At 70.4% G+C, this 19,308-nt stretch carries 20 protein-coding genes; 4 read left to right on the top strand and 16 right to left on the bottom strand.

All coding sequences use genetic code 11. The features are described 5' to 3' along the window. Positions 1-163: 163 nt before the first annotated feature. The 3 genes from AC3WXD_RS21450 (at position 164) to AC3WXD_RS21440 (ending at position 4,075) form a co-directional block, all read left to right on the top strand. Positions 164-1,264, top strand: coding sequence for a putative 2-aminoethylphosphonate ABC transporter ATP-binding protein (locus AC3WXD_RS21450; RefSeq protein ID WP_492324653.1), 1,101 nt, complete (start codon positions 164-166; stop codon positions 1,262-1,264). After that, positions 1,261-2,994 carry a putative 2-aminoethylphosphonate ABC transporter permease subunit gene (locus AC3WXD_RS21445; protein ID WP_059411975.1) on the top strand — a complete coding sequence of 578 codons (1,734 nt, stop codon included), beginning with the start codon at positions 1,261-1,263 and terminating at the stop codon, positions 2,992-2,994. The genes AC3WXD_RS21450 and AC3WXD_RS21445 overlap by 4 nt, the downstream gene beginning before the upstream one ends. Before the next feature lie 61 nt (positions 2,995-3,055). Continuing rightward, positions 3,056-4,075: a putative 2-aminoethylphosphonate ABC transporter substrate-binding protein gene (locus AC3WXD_RS21440; protein WP_020203810.1), complete on the top strand. Its 1,020-nt coding sequence runs from the start codon at positions 3,056-3,058 to the stop codon at positions 4,073-4,075. A gap of 160 nt (positions 4,076-4,235) precedes the next feature. On the opposite strand, the gene AC3WXD_RS21435 is transcribed toward AC3WXD_RS21440, so the two are convergent. Continuing rightward, on the bottom strand, positions 4,236-4,553 hold the full coding sequence (locus tag AC3WXD_RS21435) for a PadR family transcriptional regulator (protein ID WP_029043783.1): 318 nt from the start codon (positions 4,551-4,553) through the stop codon (positions 4,236-4,238). 356 nt (positions 4,554-4,909) lie between these two features. Between AC3WXD_RS21435 and AC3WXD_RS21430 the strand changes: the two genes are divergently transcribed. Next, positions 4,910-5,827, top strand: coding sequence for a DMT family transporter (locus AC3WXD_RS21430; protein ID WP_059411974.1), 918 nt, complete (start codon positions 4,910-4,912; stop codon positions 5,825-5,827). 37 nt (positions 5,828-5,864) lie between these two features. Here the strand turns inward: AC3WXD_RS21430 and AC3WXD_RS21425 are convergent, their stop codons facing one another. The 15 genes from AC3WXD_RS21425 to AC3WXD_RS21355 form a co-directional block, all read right to left on the bottom strand. Continuing rightward, entirely contained in the window at positions 5,865-6,665 is an 801-nt protein-coding gene (locus tag AC3WXD_RS21425) for a MipA/OmpV family protein (protein ID WP_492324652.1), read from the bottom strand. Positions 6,666-6,777: 112 nt separating this feature from the next. Beyond that, positions 6,778-7,053 (bottom strand): hypothetical protein, encoded by a 276-nt coding sequence (locus AC3WXD_RS21420; RefSeq protein ID WP_020203806.1) that lies wholly within the window; start codon positions 7,051-7,053, stop codon positions 6,778-6,780. An 85-nt stretch (positions 7,054-7,138) separates the two neighbouring features. Beyond that, positions 7,139-7,585, bottom strand: a complete 447-nt coding sequence (gene fur, locus AC3WXD_RS21415; RefSeq protein ID WP_020203805.1) for a ferric iron uptake transcriptional regulator — start codon at positions 7,583-7,585, stop codon at positions 7,139-7,141. Positions 7,586-8,321: 736 nt separating this feature from the next. Continuing rightward, positions 8,322-8,906, bottom strand: a complete 585-nt coding sequence (locus AC3WXD_RS21410; protein WP_492324651.1) for an NADPH-dependent FMN reductase — start codon at positions 8,904-8,906, stop codon at positions 8,322-8,324. A gap of 25 nt (positions 8,907-8,931) precedes the next feature. Then, complete coding sequence (locus AC3WXD_RS21405; protein WP_020203803.1) at positions 8,932-9,426, bottom strand: 4-hydroxylaminobenzoate lyase; 495 nt, start codon at positions 9,424-9,426, stop codon at positions 8,932-8,934. Positions 9,427-9,469: 43 nt separating this feature from the next. Further along, positions 9,470-10,492 carry an amidohydrolase family protein gene (locus tag AC3WXD_RS21400; RefSeq protein ID WP_492324650.1) on the bottom strand — a complete coding sequence of 341 codons (1,023 nt, stop codon included), beginning with the start codon at positions 10,490-10,492 and terminating at the stop codon, positions 9,470-9,472. Between the two features lie 47 nt (positions 10,493-10,539). Beyond that, a complete protein-coding gene (locus AC3WXD_RS21395; protein ID WP_492324649.1) occupies positions 10,540-11,304 on the bottom strand; it encodes a 2-keto-4-pentenoate hydratase in 765 nt (254 codons plus the stop codon). Next, positions 11,301-12,344: a 4-hydroxy-2-oxovalerate aldolase gene (gene dmpG, locus AC3WXD_RS21390; RefSeq protein ID WP_492324648.1), complete on the bottom strand. Its 1,044-nt coding sequence runs from the start codon at positions 12,342-12,344 to the stop codon at positions 11,301-11,303. The genes AC3WXD_RS21395 and dmpG overlap by 4 nt, the downstream gene beginning before the upstream one ends. Positions 12,345-12,355: 11 nt before the next feature. After that, positions 12,356-13,312 carry an acetaldehyde dehydrogenase (acetylating) gene (locus AC3WXD_RS21385; RefSeq protein WP_492324647.1) on the bottom strand — a complete coding sequence of 319 codons (957 nt, stop codon included), beginning with the start codon at positions 13,310-13,312 and terminating at the stop codon, positions 12,356-12,358. Next, a complete protein-coding gene (locus AC3WXD_RS21380; RefSeq protein WP_020203798.1) occupies positions 13,309-14,112 on the bottom strand; it encodes a 2-keto-4-pentenoate hydratase in 804 nt (267 codons plus the stop codon). The genes AC3WXD_RS21385 and AC3WXD_RS21380 overlap by 4 nt, the downstream gene beginning before the upstream one ends. Before the next feature lie 23 nt (positions 14,113-14,135). Next, positions 14,136-15,626 carry a 2-hydroxymuconic semialdehyde dehydrogenase gene (locus AC3WXD_RS21375; protein ID WP_020203797.1) on the bottom strand — a complete coding sequence of 497 codons (1,491 nt, stop codon included), beginning with the start codon at positions 15,624-15,626 and terminating at the stop codon, positions 14,136-14,138. A 116-nt stretch (positions 15,627-15,742) separates the two neighbouring features. After that, complete coding sequence (locus AC3WXD_RS21370; protein WP_492324646.1) at positions 15,743-16,825, bottom strand: porin; 1,083 nt, start codon at positions 16,823-16,825, stop codon at positions 15,743-15,745. Positions 16,826-17,060: 235 nt separating this feature from the next. Further along, positions 17,061-18,023, bottom strand: a complete 963-nt coding sequence (locus AC3WXD_RS21365; protein WP_492324645.1) for a LysR family transcriptional regulator — start codon at positions 18,021-18,023, stop codon at positions 17,061-17,063. Between the two features lie 68 nt (positions 18,024-18,091). Continuing rightward, on the bottom strand, positions 18,092-18,742 hold the full coding sequence (locus AC3WXD_RS21360) for a flavin reductase family protein (RefSeq protein ID WP_020203794.1): 651 nt from the start codon (positions 18,740-18,742) through the stop codon (positions 18,092-18,094). 31 nt (positions 18,743-18,773) lie between these two features. Continuing rightward, a complete protein-coding gene (locus tag AC3WXD_RS21355; RefSeq protein WP_020203793.1) occupies positions 18,774-19,298 on the bottom strand; it encodes a 3-hydroxyanthranilate 3,4-dioxygenase in 525 nt (174 codons plus the stop codon). Between the last annotated feature and the right edge of the window lie 10 nt (positions 19,299-19,308).

Here is a 19,308-nt window from a genome sequence, read left to right as displayed (position 1 = left end):
GTTCGCCAGTCCGTTCGTCGATTCACCCGTCAATCCGCCCGCAAATCCGCCCCGCAAATCCGCCAATACCCGCATCGGCATTCTTTGCCCGGCTGCCACATGACTGGCACGCGCCGTCCCTAACATGCCCCCCTGTCATCATGGCATCAAGGGTTGGGCATTCATGCAAGCAGGTGAGTCCGCGCCGGGCCGCGCGTTCCTGGCGGTCGAGCAGGTCAGCAAGCGTTTCGGAGGGGCGGGCGGTTTCCAGGCGCTGGACGGCGTGTCGCTGTCGGTGGCGCAGGGCGAGCTGCTGTGCCTGCTGGGCCCGTCGGGCTGCGGCAAGACCACCCTGCTGCGCATCATCGCCGGCCTCGAGCGCGAGGACGCGGGCCGCATCCATGCCGGCGGGCGCGAGCTGACCGGTCTGCCGCCGCAGTCGCGCGACTACGGCATCCTGTTCCAGTCCTACGCGCTGTTCCCCAATCTCACGGTGAGCCAGAACGTGGCCTACGGCCTGCCGGGCCGCGGCATGGGCCGCGTCCACCGCGACGCGCGCGTGCGCGAGATGCTGGCGCTGGTGGGCCTGGACGGCAGCGAGCGCAAGTTCCCCGGCCAGCTCTCCGGCGGCCAGCAGCAGCGCGTGGCGCTGGCGCGCGCGCTGGCGCCGGCGCCTTCGCTGCTGCTGCTCGACGAGCCCATGTCCGCGCTCGACGCGCGCGTGCGCGAGCATCTGCGCCTGGAGCTGCGCCAGCTGCAGCGGCGCCTGAACGTCACCACCGTGATGGTCACGCACGACCAGGACGAAGCGATGGCGATGGCGGACCGCATCGCGGTGATGGACGGCGGGCGCATCGCCCAGGCCGGCACTCCCGGCGAGATCTACGAGCGCCCGGCCTCGGCCTTCGTCGCCGAGTTCATCGGGCAGGCCAACTGGCTCATGGGCCGGCGCAGCGGGCGCGACACCTTCCGCGTGGGCGAGGTGGAGCTGGCGGTGTCGCCGGCGTGCGCCGGCGCCGCGCCCGAGCATGCGACGCGGCTGTGCTGCCGCCCCGAGGCGGTCAGGCTGCAGCCGGCCGAGGGCGAGCCCAACCGCCTGCTGGCGCGCATCGTCGACGAGACCTATCTCGGCAGCCGCTACCGGCTGATGCTGGCCGCGGACCGCCTGCCCGGCATCACGCTGTTCGCCGACGTGCTGCGCGAGCAGCGCCACCTGCTGCCGGCGCCGGGCAGCCACAAGTTCTGGGTCGCGCTGCCGAGCCAGGCATTGCAGGTGTTCGCATGACGCGCGCGGCACCCGTGGCCGCCGCCGCGGCCGCGCCTGCCGGGCGCGCCGGCGGCGCCGGGCTGGCGCGGCGCCTCGCGCATGGCGCGCCGGCCGGCATGAAGTGGCTGTGGCTGGCGGGCCTGGCGGTGGCGCTCGCGCTGCCGCTGCTGGCGCTGTTCGGGCAGGCGTGGTTCGACCAGGCCGGCAACTGGGCCTTGCCCGCGCGCATGGCGGAGCTGGCCGCCAATCCCAATTTCGTGCCGCTGCTCGGGCGCAGCCTGGCGGTTTCGCTGACCGTGGCCGCGCTGGTGGTGCCGCTGGCGTTCGGCTTCGCCTACGCGCTGCAGCGCTCGCGCGTCGCGCTCAAGCCGCTGTGGCGCGGCATCGCGCTGCTGCCGCTGTTCGCGCCGTCGCTGCTGCCGGGCATCGCGCTGGTCTACCTGTTCGGCAACCAGGGCATCTTCAAGGGCGCCTTCGGCGCCGGCGGCATCTACGGCTTCTGGGGCATCGTGCTGGGCGAGGCCTTCTACACGTTCCCGCACGCGCTGATGGTGCTGATGGCCGCGCTCTCGCTGGCCGACGCGCGCCTGTACGAGGCCGCGCGCGCGATGGGCGCGTCGCCGTGGCGCACCTTCCTCACGGTGACGCTGCCGGGCGCGCGCCACGGCCTGTTCGGCGCGGCCTGCCTGGTGCTGACGCTGGTGGTGACGGATTTCGGCGTGCCCAAGGTGGTGGGCGGCGGTTATCCGGTGCTGGCGCTGGAGGCCTACAAGGCGGTGGTGGGGCAGCAGCAGTTCGCGCGCGGTGCGCTGATCGGCATGCTGCTGCTGTTGCCGGCGCTGCTGACCTTCGGCGTGGACGTCGCCATGCAGCGCCGCCAGCGCGCGCAGATGTCGAGCCGCGCGCAGGTCTACGTGCCGGGCCGCGACCGCCTGCGCGACGCGGCCTGCCTGCTGGTGGTGCTGGCCGTGGGCGGCGCGCTGCTGCTGGTGCTGGCCGCGGCGGTGGGCGCCTCGCTGGTCAGGCTGTGGCCGTACAACCTGCAGCTCACGCTGGCGCACTACGACTTCGACAACATGGACGGCGGCGGCTGGCTGGCCTACCGCAACAGCCTGAAGATGGCGGCGCTGACCGCGCTGGCCGGCACCGCGGCGATCTTCCTCGGCGCCTGGCTGACCGAGCGCACGCGCGGGCCGGCCTGGCTGCACGGCGCGCTGCGCGCCGGCTTCATGCTGCCGATGGCGGTGCCCGGGCTGGTGCTCGGCCTCGGCTACGTGTTCTTCTTCAACGCGCCGGCCAATCCGCTGCACGCGCTGTACGGCACCATGACGCTGCTGGTGCTCTGCAACGTGGCGCATTTCTACACCACCGGCCACCTCACCGCCGCCGCCGCGCTGCGCCAGCTCGACGGCGAGTTCGAGGCCGCGGCGCTGTCGCTCGGCGTGGCGCCGCTGGCGACCTGCTGGCGCGTCACGGTGCCGGTCTGCCTGCCGGCGCTGCTCGACATCTTCCGCTACCTGTTCGTCTCGGCCATGACCACGGTGTCGGCGGTGGTTTTCCTCTACAGCCCCGACACCGTGCTGGCCGCGATCTCCGTGCTGAACATGGACGACGCCGGCGACACCGCGTCCGCCGCGGCCATGTCCACGCTGATCCTGCTGACCTCGGCGCTGGCCTGCCTGCTGCTGCTCGGCGCCGCGCGCGGCTGGCTGCGCCGCACGCAGGCGTGGCGCGCGCCGGCGCACTGACCGGCCGGCCCGGATTTCCGAACCCGCAACACCGCATCCGCACGCATCCCAAGGAGAAACCATGCCTCATCCGTTCCGCACCGCCACCGCCGTGGCCGCCTTCGCGCTGCTGGCCGGCGCCGCCCATGCCAACACCGTGCTGACCGTCTACACGGCGCTCGAGGCCGACCAGATTGCCGCCTACAAGGCCGCCTTCGAGAAGGCCAACCCGGACATCGAGATCAAGTGGGTGCGCGACTCCACCGGCATCGTCACCGCCAAGCTGCTGGCCGAGAAGGCCGCGCCGCGCGCCGACGCGATCTGGGGCCTGGCCGGCTCCAGCCTGGCCATCCTCGACAAGGAAGGCATGCTGCAGCCGTACGCGCCGAAGAACCTGGCGGCGGTGGAGGCGCAGTACCGCAGCGCCGCCAACCCGCCGGCCTGGGTCGGCATGGACGTCTGGGGCGCGGCGATCTGCTTCAACACCGTGGAGGCGCAGAAGCAGGGCCTGCCCAAGCCGGCCTCGTGGGCAGACCTGACCAAGCCGGTGTACGCCGGCAAGATCGTCATGCCGCATCCGGCCTCGTCCGGCACCGGCTACCTCGACGTGAGCGCGTGGCTGCAGATGATGGGCGAGCAGAAGGGCTGGTCCTACATGGACGCGCTGCACAAGAACATCGGCCTGTACACGCATTCGGGCTCCAAGCCGTGCAAGATGGCCGCGCAGGGCGAGTTCCCGATCGGCATCGCGTTCGAGTACCGCGCCATGAAGACCAAGAAGGAAGGCGCGCCGATCGACATCGTGCTGCCGTCCGAGGGGCTGGGCTGGGACATCGAGGCCACCGCCATCGTCAAGGGCACCAGGAACCTGGAAGCCGCGCGCAGGCTGGCCGACTTCTCCGCCTCCGGCGAGGCGATGGCGCTGTACGAGAAGAACTTCGCGGTGCTGGCCATTCCCGGCATCGCCAAGCCCGATGCGCTGCTGCCGGCCGACTACGAGAAGCGCCTGATCAAGAACGACTTCGGCTGGGCCAGCACCAACCGCGACCGCATCCTGGCCGAGTGGAGCAAGCGCTACGAAGGCAAGGCCGAGAAGAAGTAAGGCGGCCTGACCGGCCCGCCGACGACAAAGCCCGGAGGCGCTGCCGCGTCCGGGCTTTTTTCGTCGGAGGCGGGCCGGCGCCGGCGGGCGTGGCCACGCAGAAACGGGTACGGACGGTATCGCGGCAAACGCGGCGCGGCAGGGGAGAACGGCCGGCGGGTCAGCCGTTGGAGGCTTCGGAGGGATCGTTGCGCGAGTGCAGGCGGCGGTAGAGATCGTCCACGTGCGCGCGGCTGGCGCGCAGTTCCTCGCGCCCGCGTTCGGTGATCAGGTAGACCCGCCCGATGCCGTCGCGCAGCACGCTTTCGATGTAGCCGTCCATCTGCAGCGCGCGCAGCAGCGGGCGGACGGAGCCGATATCCACCTGGAAGCCGTACTCCATCAGCATTTCGGCGAGCATGGCCACGGTGGCCGGGACCTCGACGGCGAACTGGAGGACGTAGATGCGGGCGAGCAAGCCAAGGAACTGTCGTTTCATGACGGTGCAAACGCGGGATCTCGCATTGCGGTTGACGTTGATTTATAGTTGTGGTCCACGCGCCGCAAAAAAAAGAAGCCGCCACGAGCGTGGCGGCTTGTCGGGAATGCGTCGGAGGGGTCAATTAACTCTGGCGCAGATCAGATTTTAAAATAACTTAACGCGGCTTGTCACGCCGGATTTGCGTCACCCCCCTTCCGAGGGGATCGAGAGGCTCTCCCGCCTCTAAAGTCGCGCAAATTGTGTTCAATAGATAACTTCACGCCGTCTTTTCCGGACAGGAACATGTCCGAAAGCAGCTTGCGGCCGGCCGCGGCCCCGCGTCTAATCCGGGCATCCCGGCCTTCCACCCCGCCATGAAACCCACCGATCTGCTTCGCCTGCTGTCCCTGGCCGCCATCTGGGGCGCCAGTTTCCTGTTCCTGCGCATCGGCGCGCCGGTGCTGGGGCCGTTCACGACGGCCTTCCTGCGCGTGCTGATCGGCGCGCTGACGCTGCTGGCCTGCCTGGCCCTGATGCGCGTGCGCTGGGACATGCGCGGCAAGTGGCGCGCGGTGATGGCGCTGGGCGTGATCAACTCGGGCATCCCCTTCGTCATGTATGCGTTCGCGGCGCTGTGGCTGCCGGCCGGCTATTCGGCGGTGTTCAACGCGATGACGCCGCTGATGGGCGTGCTGATCGGGGCGGTGGGCTTCGGCGAGCGCCTGACGCTGAACAAGGCCGGCGGCGTGGTGCTCGGCGTGGCCGGCGTGGCGGTGCTGACGCGCACCGGCCCGGTGGCGTTCACGCCGCAGGTGCTGCTGGGCGCCGCCGCCTGCCTGGTGGCGACGGCCTGCTACGGGCTGGCCGGCTTCCTGGCGCGGCGCTGGATCACCGCGCAGGGCGGGCTCGACAGCCGCCTGGTGGCCACCGGCAGCATGTTCGGCGCGGCGCTGTTCCTGCTGCCGTTCTGCGCCGCCGCGCTGTGGCGCGAGAACACGCTGCCGGCCGCCGGGCCGGGCGTGTGGCTGGCGATGCTCGGCGTGGGCATGTTCTGCACCGCCATCGCCTACATCCTCTACTACCGGCTGATCGCGGACCTGGGGCCGGTGCGCTCGCTGACCGTGACCTTCCTGATCCCGCCGTTCGGCATCGTGTGGGGCGCGCTGTTCCTGCACGAGCAGCTGTCGTGGGCGCATGCCGCCGGCGGCGCGCTGATCGGCGTGGCGGTGTGGCTGGTGCTGCGCCCGGCGCCCGCCGTGGCGGTGGCGCCCGCGGTGCCGGGGCGGCCCTGACGGCCCTGACGGTCCCAACGGCCCGCGCGGCGCCGCGTCAGCGGAACCGGTAGGTCAGCGCCGCCATCGCGGTCCATTGCTGGCGGCGCTCGGTGACGGGGCTGCTGGCCGCGTCGCCCTCCAGCCGGGCGAAGGTCAGCGAGCCGAGCGCGGACCAGTTGTGCGAGATCTCGTAGGTGACGATGCCGTTGGCGTGCCACTCGCGCAGCCCCGCGCCCACCGCGTGCGCGGGCAGGCCCGAGCGCGCGCTCTGGTCCGCCGTCACGCCGAAGAAGGTCTGCATGTACTTGCCGTTGGTCCAGGTCACGCCCGGGCCCAGCGTGAACAGCCACTTGCCCGCCGGCAGGCTGAACAGCACGTCGCCGTTGGCGACCAGGCCCTGCCCCTGGCCGGCGATGTCCTGCGCCACGTCGGCCGAGAAGGTGATGAACGACACCTGCGCCTGCGCGAACGCGCGCGCGCGCATGGTCATGTTGACGTTGCCGAGGCCGTCGAGCCGGTGGTCGTTCTTGCTGCGCCGCCAGGTCGGGTCGAACTGGAAGTCCGCGCCGATCTGCCAGACGTCGTTGTTGAGCGCATACACGCCGAGCAGGTCGAAGCCGCGCGAGAAGAAGCGGCCGCCGTAGTCGATGTCCTGGTAGACGATCGGGTAGACCAGCGTGCTGCGCGCGCCGGGGAAGTCGGGGGCCACGTAGACGCCGGGGCCGGCGGAGATCTTCCAGTTGCTGGCGGGAGCGGTCTGGTCCGCGGCGGCGCCGTCCGCCGCCCAGCCGGCCGGCATGCTGAGCGTGAGGGCGAGTGCCAGGAGCGCGCGGCGCGGCGCATGGATGGTGGGCATTGGTGGTCCGGCTCGATATTGTGGATCCCGTCCTGCACGCACGGGGCAGTGCGGGATTCTAGCCGGACGCGGCGCGCGTGGGCGGCGCGCGCCGTGCAAAAAAACGCGAAGGCTACGCGGTCGGCGTCAGCCGGCCGGCGCCGATGCCCTCGACGTTGAAGCGCTCCCGCACCCTGACCACCACTCGCCGCGCCAGCGGCAGGCTCCTGACCGCTTCTTCGTCGCTGCGGTCGGGGAAGTCGACCTCGGCGCTCCAGTTGCAGCCGGTGTGGTCGGGGCGGTGCACGCAGACCGCGCGCAGCTGGCAATCCTGGCAGCCGGGCTGCTCGCGCAGCCAGTGGCTCAGCAGGCGCTTGAGTTCGGGCAGGGGTTTGATCTGGCGATCCATGTCGGACTCCGGTTACGGCCCGGCGGGCGCAGCCGGGCAGGGGCCGAGGTTCCGGGTGACGGAGGACGGGGAACCGGCGGCCGTGTCAGTTGATGGCCTTGTCGGCCCGGCATCTCGGGCACAGGCCGTACAGCACCAGCATGTGTTCGCGCAGCACGAAGGCGTTGGCGGAAGCCACCTCGCGCTGGCGGGCTTCGATGGCTTCGTCGCGGAATTCCTCCACGTGGCCGCACGCCACGCAGATCAGGTGATCGTGGTGGCCGCCCTCGTTGAGCTCGAACACCGCGTGGTCGGCCTCGAAGCTGTGGCGCAGCAGGATGTTGGCCTGCACCAGCTGGTTGAGCACGCGGTAGATGGTGGACAGGCCGGCATCCACGTCCTGCGCCAGCAGGATGCGGTAGACGTCTTCGGCGCTGAGATGGCGGCGCTCGCTGGCGCGGAAGACTTCCAGCACGCGCACGCGCGGGGAAGTCGCCTTGAGGCCGGCGCGCTTCAGGTCAATCGGGTCGGTACTGTCTGGAGGCATCAGCATGCTGCGGCTTCGCGCCCATGCGGGCGCATCGATCGGAAATGGTGGTGCTCCGGCCGGCCGCGCCGCGGCGCGCTTCGCGCGAGCGTACGCTGTCCAGACCGCAGGAATGCAGCGGGCGGCATCCTGCACGGAAGGCCGCCCGCTGGCTGCAAGACGTGCTGGCACGGCTTGCGGAATAAAAAGATGGCTTGGCTTGTCGGCCGAAGACGCGATCGGGAAAGCGGGGTCTGGTTGCTTTCCCGATCTTCCGGTGACTGGCTACTGCCAAACGCTCCGCGGTACGGAGCGGTCCCCACAAAAGACGGTGATGGATGCCGCGCTTGCGCGCCACATCGAAAATTCGGTTGGCCGCGGACTTGCCGCCGGCCTTGCTGCTTGCTGCTACTTCCTGCTGCTGCTTCTGCGGTGTTCCTACTGCCTGTCGGGCCGGTGCTGCTTGCCTCGCGTCAGACAGTGATGCCATAGTAAATGGGAATTAATCTCATTACAAGAAGAATTTGCGGCTTGTCTGAAAAAAGGCGGGCGAGGCCGGGTGGGACCGGGGTCCGCCACCTCTGGCGCGTGTCGCGGGCGATCGTGGAAATGCTCGAAGCCGCGCTGACCCGCCACGGCGCCTCGGTCCGCCGGCCCGGCGCACGGCTGGCGGCCTTCGTCGTGGAGTCCACGGCCGAAGCCGCGACGCGCAAGGCGCCGATGTACGCGCCCGGCGGCATCGGGAGTGGCCAGGGCGGGCGGACTAGCCCCCCGCCGCCAGGCGCCGCGCGGTCCGGCACAGCGCCGCGCCGACATGGAGGACGGCCTTCTCGGCCGCCTTGTCCTTGAGCTCCGCCGCGTCGTCGAATGCTTCGTGCGCGAGTCCGAGCGCGAACGCATCGGGGAGCACCAGCACGCCGAGCTTGTCCAGCACCGTGCGCAGCGCCAGTTGGGAGCGCAGTCCGCCCAGCTGGCCCGGCGATGCCGAAACGAGCGCCGCGGCCTTGCCGGCGAGCAGCGCGACGCCGGAGGTGCCGTCCTGCCGCGGGCGGCTCACCCAGTCGAGCGCATTCTTCAGCGCCGCGGCATAACCGCCGTTGTATTCCGGCGTGGCGATCAGCAAGGCGTCATGCGCGGCAAAGTCCGCCTGCAGGCGCCGGGCCGCGGCGGGCACGCCCTGGTCGGCCTCGAGGTCGCCGTCGTAGAGCGGCAGCGCGTAGTCCGCCAGCCGGACCGGCGTCACGGCGGCGCCCGCGGCGCGCGCGCCGCGCGCCGCGACGTCGAGCAGTTTCTGGTTGAGCGAGCCGCGCCGCGAACTGCCGCTCACCGCAAGAATTCTGATGGTCACGAATACTCCTGGACAAAGGTTGCCGTCATCGGGCCGGCGGCGGCCGGTACTCGATCTCGCCGCCCGGCAGGAAATACATCATCAGGGCCAGGCCGTCGACGGTGGGAAAGTGCTCGCTCATCGGCGCGAAGACGCGCCATCCCGCGCCGTGCCCGCAGAACTGCGCGTCGGGCTCCAGCGGGATGATCATGTTGATCTCGCCGCGCGTGTGGCAGTGGTACTGGCCCTTCACGTCGCGCAGCAATCCGCTCTCCACGCTCATCCCGGCGGTGTCGGGCGAGGGCTCGGCGATGCGCCCGCGCCGGTACGCGGCGCCGTCGATCTCGACGTAGCCCGCCCAGCCTTCCTCGACGCCCAGCTTCAGCAGCCGGCACATCGCCTCGTATGGCGCGGTGCCCGCGCCGAACGCCTTGTTGAGGTCCGCTTCGAGGGACTCGTCGAGCGGGCGTGAACGCATCGCGTCGCACAGGCGACGCACCCATTGCAGCAACTCCTCCTTGTGTGGACCGCGCGGCAGCATGTGGCTCTCCTTGTCTGAATGAATCGGTCTGGGTCGGTCTGGATCAGCCGCCCGCGCGCGCCGGCGCGGGCAGGCCGAAGAATGCGGCGGCATTGCCGCCGAGAATGCGGCGCCTGGCCCGCTCGCTCAGGCCGCCGTGGTTTTCCACCAGCGCCCCGATCGACTGCTCGCCGAGCGGATACGGGTAGTCGGACCCCAGCAAGACCCGTTCCTCCCCCATGACGTCGACCAGCAGCGTCAGCGACTTTTCGTCGAACACCGCGCTGTCCACCGAGAAGCGGTCGACGTAGGACGACGGCAGGTGCGGGCAATCCTCCCGCACGATGTCGCGATGGCGCCAGGCATTGTCGACCCGCCCGAGCAGGAAGGCGAAGCTGCCGCCGCCGTGCGCGAAGCACAGCTTGAGCGAGCGCGGGATGCGCTCGAACGCGCCGGAGAGAATCAGCGAGAGGATGCCGAGCTGGGTCTCGGCCGGCATGGCCACGAGCCACGGCAGCATCCAGCGCTTCATGCGGCCGTCGGTCATCATGTCCCACGGATGCACGAGCACCGGGATGCCCTCGTGCGCGCAATGGCAGAGAAACCGCACCAGCGCGTCGTCGTCGAGGTCGCGCGGGCCGACATGGTTGCCGATCTGCACGCCGCGATGGCCCTGCGCGAACGCGCGGGACGCCTCCCGGCAGGCGAGGTCCACGTCCTGCAGCGGCACCTGCGCGAGCGCCATCAGCCGCGCCGGCGCCGCCGAGCAGAGTTCGAGCGCCTTGTCGTTCATGCGCTGCGCCCATTGCAGCGCCGTCGCCGCGGCGTAGCGGTAGCCGAACATGACGGGCGTCGCGCACATCAACTGGATGTCGATGCCCTGCCGGTCCATCTGCTCGAGGCGCCGCGCCGGATCCCACAAGGGCCGCTCGACGGGCCGGAAGGCCTGGTCGCCGAGCATGATCATGCCGGTCTCGCCGCCGTCGTCGACCGCCAGCCAGGGAACGCCCGGCTGGTCGATCCGTGCCGCCTCCTCCCGCGAGATGGCCGGGAAGAAGTGGGAGTGCATGTCAATTCGCAAGGTCATGGTCAGGCTATGCCTTCACTGGTGATGAGGCTACACAATCGAATCGTCTACCGGGTCGTGAACTCGACCTCGCCGACGCCGTTCACTACCGCCTGCACGTGGCTGCCCCGCGCGAGCGCGTGCGCGGCGGTCGCCGCGCCGGCCATGATGAGCGAGCCGGCCGGCAGCGCCGTCTCCGACTCGCTGGCCAGGCGCGACGCTTCCACCACGGCACGCACCGGATGGCCGAGGATGGCGGCGGTCGAGCCGACCTGCACGTCCCGGCCGTCCACGCGCAGGATCACGCCGGCGTTGCGCAGGCCGTCGAAATCGCGCGCCCAGGCGCCGACCACGAGGCCGGCGCTGGAGCAGTTGTCGGCCACCACGTCTTCGAGCGTGAAGCGGAAATCCTGGTAGCGCGAATCGATGATCTCCATGGCCGGCGCGACGGCCTCCAGATAGTCCTTCGCCTCGAGCGCCGTGAGCGGCCGGTCGATCGCGCGCCGCGTCAGGAAGCAGACCTCGGGCTCGACGCGCGGATGGATGAAGCGGCTCAGGTCGACCCCGCCGCCGTCGGCTTCGAGCATGGCGTCGGTGACCCAGCCCCAGATCAGGCTGGACACGCCCATCTGGATCATCTTGGCGCGGCTCGTGAAGCCCAGCTTGATGCCGATGCGGCGCTCGCCGCGCCGCACGCGGCGTTCAACCGAGGCGCGCTGGATGCGATAGGCGTCCACCACGGAAAAGTCGTCGCCCGCGGTCAGTTGCCGCACGGCCGTCGCGTTCAGCGCCGCCTCGTCCACCAGCCGCGCCGCGTTTTCGATGTCGATCATGCCGCCCTCGCCGGTTGCTGTTCGTTGCGTTGGGCGAGGTCGAGCGCCACGTCCACGATCATGTCCTCCTGGCCGCCCACCATGCGCCGCCGTCCGAGCTCGACGAGAATGTCGAACGCCGCGATGCCGTACTTCGCCGAGGCCGCCTCCGCATGGCGCAGGAAGCTCGAGTAGACGCCGGCGTAGCCGAGCGCGAGCGTTTCGCGGTCCACGCGCACCGGCCGCTCCTGCAGCGGGCGCACGAGGTCGTCGGCGGCGTCGATCAGCTTCCTGACGTCGCAGCCGTGCGGCAGGCCCATGCGGTCCACCGCGGCGATGAACACCTCCAGCGGCGCGTTGCCGGCGCCGGCGCCCATGCCGGCCAGCGAGGCGTCGATGCGGTCGCATCCTTCCTCGAGCGCGGTCATCGAGTTGGCGACGCCGAGCGAGAGATTGTGGTGCGCGTGCATGCCCGTCTGCGTGGCCGGGTCGAGCACCGCCTTGAGCGCGCGGAACCGCTCGGCCACGCCGCGCATGTCCAGCGCGCCGCCGGAGTCCACCACGTAGATGCACTGCGCGCCGTAGCTTTCCATCAGCCTGGCCTGCGTGGCGAGATGTCCGGGCGTGGTCATGTGGCTCATCATCAGGAAGCCCACGGTATCCATGCCCAGCGCCCGCGCGTGCTCGATGTGCTGGCGCGAGATGTCGGCCTCGGTGCAGTGCGTCGCGACCCGGACCACGCGCGCGCCGGCCTCGTAGGCCTCGCGCAGGTCGTGCACGGTGCCGATGCCCGGGATCAGCAGCGTCGCCACCCGTGCCTTGCGCACGGCGCCTGCCACGGCGGCGATCCATTCGTAGTCCGTGTGCGCGCCCAGCCCGTAGTTGAAGCTGGAGCCGGCCAGGCCGTCGCCGTGCGCGACCTCGATGCTGTCCACGCCGGCCTCGTCGAGCGCGCGCGCGATGTGCACGGCCTGGTCCACGGTGTAGCGGTGCCGGACGGCATGCATGCCGTCGCGCAGCGTCACGTCCGAGACGTAGATGTTCCTGGTGTTGTCGGTCATGGTGTGTTCCTTCAGGCGGCCAGCCGCCTTGCCGCGATCTGGTCGGCGGTGCGCAGCGCGGCCGACGTCATGATGTCGAGATTGCCGGCATACGCGGGGAGGTAGTGCGCCGCGCCCTCCACCTCGATGAATGCGCCGACCTTGATGCCGGCCGCCGGCGCGCCGGTCCTGGCGAAGCGCGCCGGCAGCTCCACGCGGTCGAACTGCACGGCCTGCTTGAGGCGGTAGCCGGGCACGTAGGCCGACACGCGCCGCACCTGGGCGTGGATCGAGGCTTCGATGCGCGCCGTGTCCGCGTCCGCGTCGACCAGGCAATAGACCGTGTCGCGCATGAGCAGCGGCGGCTCGGCCGGGTTGAGGATGATGATGGCCTTGCCGACCGTGGCGCCGCCGATGATCTCGATGGCACGCGAGGTGGTTTCGGTGAACTCGTCGATGTTGGCGCGCGTGCCCGGCCCGGCCGAGCGGCTCGAAATCGACGCGACGATCTCGCCGTAGTGGACCCTGGCCACGTCGGAGACGGCGCGCACGATCGGGATGGTGGCCTGCCCGCCGCACGTCACCATGTTGACGTTGGTCGAATCGAGGTTCGCGTCGAGGTTGACCGACGGCACCACGAACGGCCCGAGCGCCGCCGGCGTCAGGTCGACCACGGTCACGCCGTGGCTGGCCAGCACTTGCGCGTGGCGCGCGTGCGCGCCGGCGGAGGTCGCGTCGAACGCGATCCGCACGCCGCGGAATTCCGGCATCGCGACCAGGCCGTCGATGCCGCCCGCCGTCGTGGCCACGCCCAGGCGCGCGGCGCGGGCCAGGCCGTCCGAGGCGGGGTCGATGCCGGCCATGGCGGCCATGCTGAGATGGCGCGCATGGCGCAGCACCTTGATCATCAGGTCGGTGCCGATGTTGCCGGAGCCGATAATGGCAACGGGTAATCTGGTCTTGTCGTTCACGATAGCTACTCCGGTCATTGCGAGAAAGCCGCGCGCACTTCGCCCAGGCCTTCGATCCGCGCGGTGAACACGTCCCCTGGCGCGGCCGCGACCATCGGGCCGAGCGCGCCGGTCAGCACGATGTCGCCGGCCTGCAGCGGCTCGCCGGCGCGCGCCATCGTGTCGGCCAGCCAGACCGCGGCATTGAGCGGGTTGCCCAGGCACGCGGCGCCCGCGCCGACACTGACCTGTTCGCCCCCGCGCTCCATGCACATGCCGCAGCGCACGAGGTCGAGCGCGTGAAGGCCGGCCGGGCGCGTGCCGAGCACGAACAGCCCGCCCGAGGCGTTGTCAGCCACCGTGTCGAGCAGGCGGATGTTCCAGTTGGCGATGCGGCTGCCGACGATCTCGAGCGCGGGCAGCGCGTAGGCGGTGGCGCCGATGATGTCCGCCACCGTGTGGCGCGCGTGCGGCAGGTCGCGCTGGAGCACCAGCGCGATCTCGGCCTCCACCTTGGGCTGATGCGCGCGGGCGAACGGGATCTCCTCGCCGTCGCCGTACGCCATGGTGTCCAGCAGCGTGCCGAAGTCCGGCGTGTCCACGCCGAGCTGGGCCTGCACGGTCTTCGACGTCAGGCCGATCTTGCGCCCCACGCGGCGCGCGCCCGCGGCCACCTGGCGCGCGATGTTGATCTGCTGGACGCGGTACGCATTGTCGAGCGCGATGCCGCCGATTTCCGCGATTGCCTCGCGCACGGGCAGCGCGGGGCTGAACGGACGGCTGGCGTGGGCCTGCCAGAGCGCGTCGGCGATGCCTTGCAGCGGTTGTTGATGTGCCATGGTTATTCGACCTTTGTTCGACCTTATTCCACCGTCACGCAGATGTTGGTCAGCTCCGAATAGAAGTCCATCGAGTGGCGTCCGCCTTCGCGCCCGAAGCCCGACAGCTTGGCGCCGCCGAACGGGGTGCGCAGGTCGCGCGCGTACCAGGCGTTGACCCAGACGATGCCGGTCTCGATCTGCTGCGCGACGCGGTGGCCGCGCGCCAGGTGCGTGGTCCACACGCTCGCCGCCAGGCCGTACTTGCTGTCGTTGACGCGCGCCACCACCTCGTCCTCCGTGTCGAACGGCGCGACGTGGCAGACGGGACCGAACACTTCCTCGGTGACGCACCGCGCGCTGTCGGGCAGTCCGGTCCAGATCGTCGGCTGCACGAACGCGCCGCGGTCGCAGTCGTCGCCGAAGTCGGGCACGCCGCCGCCGGTCACCACGCTCGCGCCTTCCTCGCGCGCGAGCCTGAAGTAGCCCAGCACCTTGTCGCGGTGCGCCGCCGAGATCATCGGCCCGGTGGTGTTGCCGGCCACGTAGGGCGAGCCGACGCGCAGCGCCTCGGCGCCCGCCTTCAGCCCGGCGACGAAGCGCTCGAAGATCGGGCGCTCGACGTAGACGCGCTCGGTGCACATGCAGACCTGGCCCGCGTTGGTGAAGCTCGAGCGCAGCACGCCCGCCACCGCGGCGTCGAAATCCGCGTCCGCGAACACGACCGCGGCGTTCTTGCCGCCCAGCTCGAACGACACGTTCTTCACGCCGTCGGCCACGGCCTTCATGATCGTGCTGCCGGTGCGCGATTCGCCGGTGAAGGTGATGGCGTCGATCTCCGGGTGCCTGGTCAGCCATTCCCCGGCCGCGTTCGGGCCGTGGCCGTGGATCAGGTTGAACACGCCGCGCGGCAGGCCGGCGTCGCGGATGACCTCCGCGAGCAGCGTCGCGCTGGCCGGCGACTCCTCCGACGGCTTGGCCACCACGGCGTTGCCCATCGCCAGCGCGGGCGCGACCTTCCAGGTCAGCAGCAGCAGCGGCAGGTTCCACGGCGAGATCACGCCGACCACGCCCAGCGGCTTGCGCGTGACGTAGTTCAGCAGATGCGTGCCGTCGGCGCCGGTGGACTCGAAGCACTCGCCGTGCGCGGTGCTGGCGAGATCGGCGAAGGTGCGGAAGTTCGCGATGCCGCGCGCGACGTCGAGCGTCCTGGCCTGTTCGACCGGGCGGCCGGTGTCGGCCACCTCGGCGGCGACGAATTCGTCGAAGCGGCCCTGGATGCCGTCGGCGATGCGGTGCAGGGCTTCGGCCCGCTGCGCCGCCGTGAACCTGCGCCACGGCCCGCGCTGGGCGCGCCGGGCCGCGCGCACCGCGGCGTCGACCGTGGCGGCGTCGGCCTCGGCGACGCGCCAGAGCTCGCGCCCATCGACGGGGCTGAGCTTGGGAAACGAACTGGCCGGATCGACGAACTCCCCGTCGACGAAATTGCGCAATTGCCTGGGCAATTTCTCCGCGACCGCTGCGTAGTCTTCCATGGATACTCCTGCGAACTGGTGGTGAGGCAAGTTTAGGAGCGCCGCCCGGCGTTGAATAATCAATCGTTGGGCGGCTGATATAAGGGCGTGGAATAACGGGCCGGCCAGGGCCACGCTCAGAAGATGTGCTTGATGCCGACCATCGCGCCAAGCTGGTTGCCGCCGGCCCCCGGGGTGGCGGCCGGCGTGGCGCCGGAGCTGACCGACAGCGCGAGCTGCCCGCCGTTGTCGATGAAGCCGGCGGTGGCATAGACCGAGGTGCGCTTCGAGAATGCGTAGTTGGCCCGCGCGGCGTACAGCCAAGCCTTGTTCGCGCTGTCGTGGTAGCGCAGGAACAGGACTTCGCCGTCGATGCTGAAGGCCGGCGTCACGGCGTAGGACAGCCCGCCGTACCAGAGGTCGCTGCGCGGCGTGGCCGGGTTGCCGTCGTTGTCCCGCCGTATCCAGCCGCCGCCGAGCTTGGCCCGCCCGACGTTGGCAAAGCCGCTCAGCGAGAGGCGGTCGTCCTTCCTCGCGCTGCTGGTCAGGCCGCCAGCCGCGCCGGCGCCGCCGCGCAGCGAGTCGTAGGCGGCGAAGACGCCCCAGTCGCCGGTGCCGTAGCCGATTAGCGCCGACCATTCGCGGCAGGCATTGCGGTCGCCCGCGTTCTCGCCCGCGCACGGCGTGCCGGCCGGAGCCGCGTCGCGGCCGAAGCTGTAGGTGGCGCCGAGCGTCAGCCCGCCGAAGGTGCCTTTGTAGGAAATGGCGTTGTCCGTGCGCGGATTGGCCATGTAGCTGTCGAGCGACGAGGTGCCGAACGTGTTCGGGCCGAGCGTGTCGGGGTCGAGCGTCGCCCAGAACAGCATGGTGTACTGGCGGCCCAGCGCGACCTGGCCCCAGGGGCCGCTGAGCCCCACCCAGGCCTGCCGGCCGAACAGCCGCCCGGCCTGGTTCGACACGCCGGAATCGGGCGCGAAACCCGATTCCAGCACGAACGCGGACTTCAGCCCGCCGCCCAGATCCTCGGTGCCGCGCATGCCCCAGCGCGACGGCACGGTGCCCGACAGGTTGTTCATCCGCGCCAGCCCGTGGCCGCCCGCGTCCGCGTGGTTGACGTATTCGATGCCGGTGTCGATCACGCCGTACAGCGTGACGGACTGCGCGAGCGCGACGGCCGGCGCAAGCGCGAGACCCGCGCAGATGGCTTGCTTGAGTTTCACTTTCTCTCCTTCTTGGTATGGGGGCCGGTGTGGCTCCGGATGGCTCCGGATGGCTCCGTGTGGCTCGGGTGTGGACTTGCGCGAGGCGCGGCGCGCCCCGGTGTGGTCCCGGGTGGCGGGCGGTCGCTTCGGTACTGCGGGAAAAACGGGCAAAGCGCGGCCCTTCCTGCCGGCCGGGAATGGCACGTTCAAGATCGGTATCGCGGCCGCCGCCGCGGGAAGGGCGGGGGGGGCGTCAGCCGGCTTCGTCGTGTCCGGAGACTTCCCTCAGGCACTGGATGAAGACCTCGCAGGCCGGCGTGAGGTCCTTGTTGGCGCGCACCGAGTAGCCCACCGTCCCGAAGGCGCCCAGCTCGGCGATGGACAGCGTGCGCAGCAGGCCGGCCTGCACGAATTGCCGCGCCGCCACGCACGGCATGACGGCGATGCGGTTGGTGGTCAGCAGCAGCCCGAGGTTGGTCAGCACCGACATGGACTCCACCAGGTCGCGCGGCAGCTCGATGCCGGCATTGCGGAACATGCGGTCCACCGAGTAGCGCAGCGGCGAATCCGGCGTCGGCAGGATCCACGGATGCCGGCCCAGCTCGTGCAGCGAGGTGACCGACGGCCCGACGGCGTCGTTGGCGCTGCCCACCACCACGTCGAGCAGGTCCTCGAACAGTGCCTGGTGGGCCAGTGGGAACGCCTCGGAAATCGGCAGCTCCCGCTCCGGCAGGCGGCCGACGACGATATCGACCTCGCCGGTGGCCAGCGCCGGAAAGAGCTGGGCCGTGGGCCCTTCGCGCACCGTGACGACCACGTCCGGCGAGCGCTCCTTGAGCCTGGCGATGGTCGACGGCAGCAGATGGGCCGAGGCGGCGATCATGGTCCCCACCACCACGCGCCCGGCCGTGCCGAAGCGGAACTGGTCGATCTCCTCGGTCATGTAGCGGAACTCGGCCAGCAGCGACTTCACGCGGCGCGCGAGCAGCAGCCCGAGGTCGGTGGGCACCACGCCGCGGTTCGAGCGCGCGAACAGCGCGCCGTCGACGCCGGCTTCCAGCTCCTGGATGATCTTGGTGACCGCGGGCTGGGTCAGTCCCATGTCGTTGGCCGCGTGCAGGATCGAGCCGGTCTCGATGACCCGGTCGAACACCAGCAACTGGCTCAGCTTCAGGCTGCGGCTCAGCCGGATTTGCGTCAGCGGATGAATGTGCATGGCATCGCCACCTCGGACGTCACCTCAGGGAAATGCCGCGGCGGGCCTGGCCCGTTCGCGGCCGGCGTTCATTCTCTTGCCGCGCCGACCGACGGCAGGTAGGTCGGCACCGGAATGCGGATGCGGTCGGACGTGCGGCAATAGTTCGGTCCACCCAGCCGCCCGACCGGGGCGAACTCGTCCACCCGGATGCGCAGCCGCTGCTCGTCGAAAAGCGCGTCGCGCACGTACATCGCCACGATCTCGCCGAACACGATCGAGCGTTGCGCGGAAAACGCGAAGACCTTGTACAGCCTGCATTCCCAGGCGATGGGCGCCTGCGCGACGCGCGGCACCGCCACCGCCTGCGACGGCGCGAGCGACAAGCCCACCGCCTCCGCCTCGGAGAGATGGGCGGGGAAGTCGCTGCCGCACCGCACGGCCTGTTCCACGATGGGTTCGTCCACCATGTTGACGACGAATTCCTGCCGCGCCAGGATGTTCGTGAGCGTATCCTTGGCCTCGCCGGGCCGGTGGCTTTCGTCGCCGTAGCGGTCCACCGCGATGGCGAACAGCGGCGGGTCTTCGCCCATGTAGTTGAACGCGCTGTAGGGGGCGGCGTTGCACACGCCGTCCCCGCCCAGCGTGGTCACCAGCGCGACGGGGCGCGGGCCGACGCTGCCGGTGATGAGCCAGTACTTCTGCCTGGTGGTCAGGCCGGCCATCGCGATGCTTGTCATGGTGATATGCCTTGGTCCGGAGTTGTGGGGGCTAGGCGCCGCGGCCGGGGTGGAGGGTGCCGCAGCTGCGGCAATGCCGCTTTTCCTCCGATGCGTAGAACGCCTCGAACAGGGGAGGCAGGTCTTCGACGATGCTGCGCAACTGCACCTCGACGCGGTGGATCAGGCTGTCGCAGCGCGGGCAGTACCATTCGAACCCGTCCAGCGCGCCCTGCGGGCGCTGGCGCTCGATCACCAGGCACACGCTGCGCTCCTCGGGCCGCTGCGGGGAATGGCGCACGTGCGGCGGCAGCAGGAACACGTCCCCTTCGCGCAGGTCGACGCGCTCGCGCCGGCCGTCCACCATCAGGTTCAGGTGGGCGTTTCCCTCGATCTGGTAGAAGAATTCCTCGAGCGGATCGTCGTGATAGTCGGTCCGCAGGTTCGGGCCGCCGACCGCCGTCACGATGAAGTCGGCGTCCTGCCAGACCTGCCGGTTGCCGACCGGCGGCCTCAGCAGATGCCGGTGTTCGTCGATCCACCTGCCGAAATTGAAGGGCGCACCATACTGCAGCATTGTCTTCTCC

This window comes from Cupriavidus sp. FW216-B1 (genome assembly GCF_058789195.1).
Note: the sequence above shows the minus strand (reverse complement) of the source record. Positions and strands in the feature narration are given on the sequence as shown.

Coding starts and splice junctions, on each gene's coding strand:
- AC3WXD_RS21450 (WP_492324653.1), top strand. CDS start 164: ATGCAAGCAGGTGAGTCCGCGCCGGGCCGCGCGTTCCTGGCGGTCGAG.
- AC3WXD_RS21445 (WP_059411975.1), top strand. CDS start 1,261: ATGACGCGCGCGGCACCCGTGGCCGCCGCCGCGGCCGCGCCTGCCGGG.
- AC3WXD_RS21440 (WP_020203810.1), top strand. CDS start 3,056: ATGCCTCATCCGTTCCGCACCGCCACCGCCGTGGCCGCCTTCGCGCTG.
- AC3WXD_RS21435 (WP_029043783.1), bottom strand. CDS start 4,553: ATGAAACGACAGTTCCTTGGCTTGCTCGCCCGCATCTACGTCCTCCAG.
- AC3WXD_RS21430 (WP_059411974.1), top strand. CDS start 4,910: ATGAAACCCACCGATCTGCTTCGCCTGCTGTCCCTGGCCGCCATCTGG.
- AC3WXD_RS21425 (WP_492324652.1), bottom strand. CDS start 6,665: ATGCCCACCATCCATGCGCCGCGCCGCGCGCTCCTGGCACTCGCCCTC.
- AC3WXD_RS21420 (WP_020203806.1), bottom strand. CDS start 7,053: ATGGATCGCCAGATCAAACCCCTGCCCGAACTCAAGCGCCTGCTGAGC.
- fur (WP_020203805.1), bottom strand. CDS start 7,585: ATGCTGATGCCTCCAGACAGTACCGACCCGATTGACCTGAAGCGCGCC.
- AC3WXD_RS21405 (WP_020203803.1), bottom strand. CDS start 9,426: ATGCTGCCGCGCGGTCCACACAAGGAGGAGTTGCTGCAATGGGTGCGT.
- AC3WXD_RS21400 (WP_492324650.1), bottom strand. CDS start 10,492: ATGACCTTGCGAATTGACATGCACTCCCACTTCTTCCCGGCCATCTCG.
- AC3WXD_RS21395 (WP_492324649.1), bottom strand. CDS start 11,304: ATGATCGACATCGAAAACGCGGCGCGGCTGGTGGACGAGGCGGCGCTG.
- dmpG (WP_492324648.1), bottom strand. CDS start 12,344: ATGACCGACAACACCAGGAACATCTACGTCTCGGACGTGACGCTGCGC.
- AC3WXD_RS21385 (WP_492324647.1), bottom strand. CDS start 13,312: ATGACCGGAGTAGCTATCGTGAACGACAAGACCAGATTACCCGTTGCC.
- AC3WXD_RS21380 (WP_020203798.1), bottom strand. CDS start 14,112: ATGGCACATCAACAACCGCTGCAAGGCATCGCCGACGCGCTCTGGCAG.
- AC3WXD_RS21375 (WP_020203797.1), bottom strand. CDS start 15,626: ATGGAAGACTACGCAGCGGTCGCGGAGAAATTGCCCAGGCAATTGCGC.
- AC3WXD_RS21365 (WP_492324645.1), bottom strand. CDS start 18,023: ATGCACATTCATCCGCTGACGCAAATCCGGCTGAGCCGCAGCCTGAAG.
- AC3WXD_RS21360 (WP_020203794.1), bottom strand. CDS start 18,742: ATGACAAGCATCGCGATGGCCGGCCTGACCACCAGGCAGAAGTACTGG.
- AC3WXD_RS21355 (WP_020203793.1), bottom strand. CDS start 19,298: ATGCTGCAGTATGGTGCGCCCTTCAATTTCGGCAGGTGGATCGACGAA.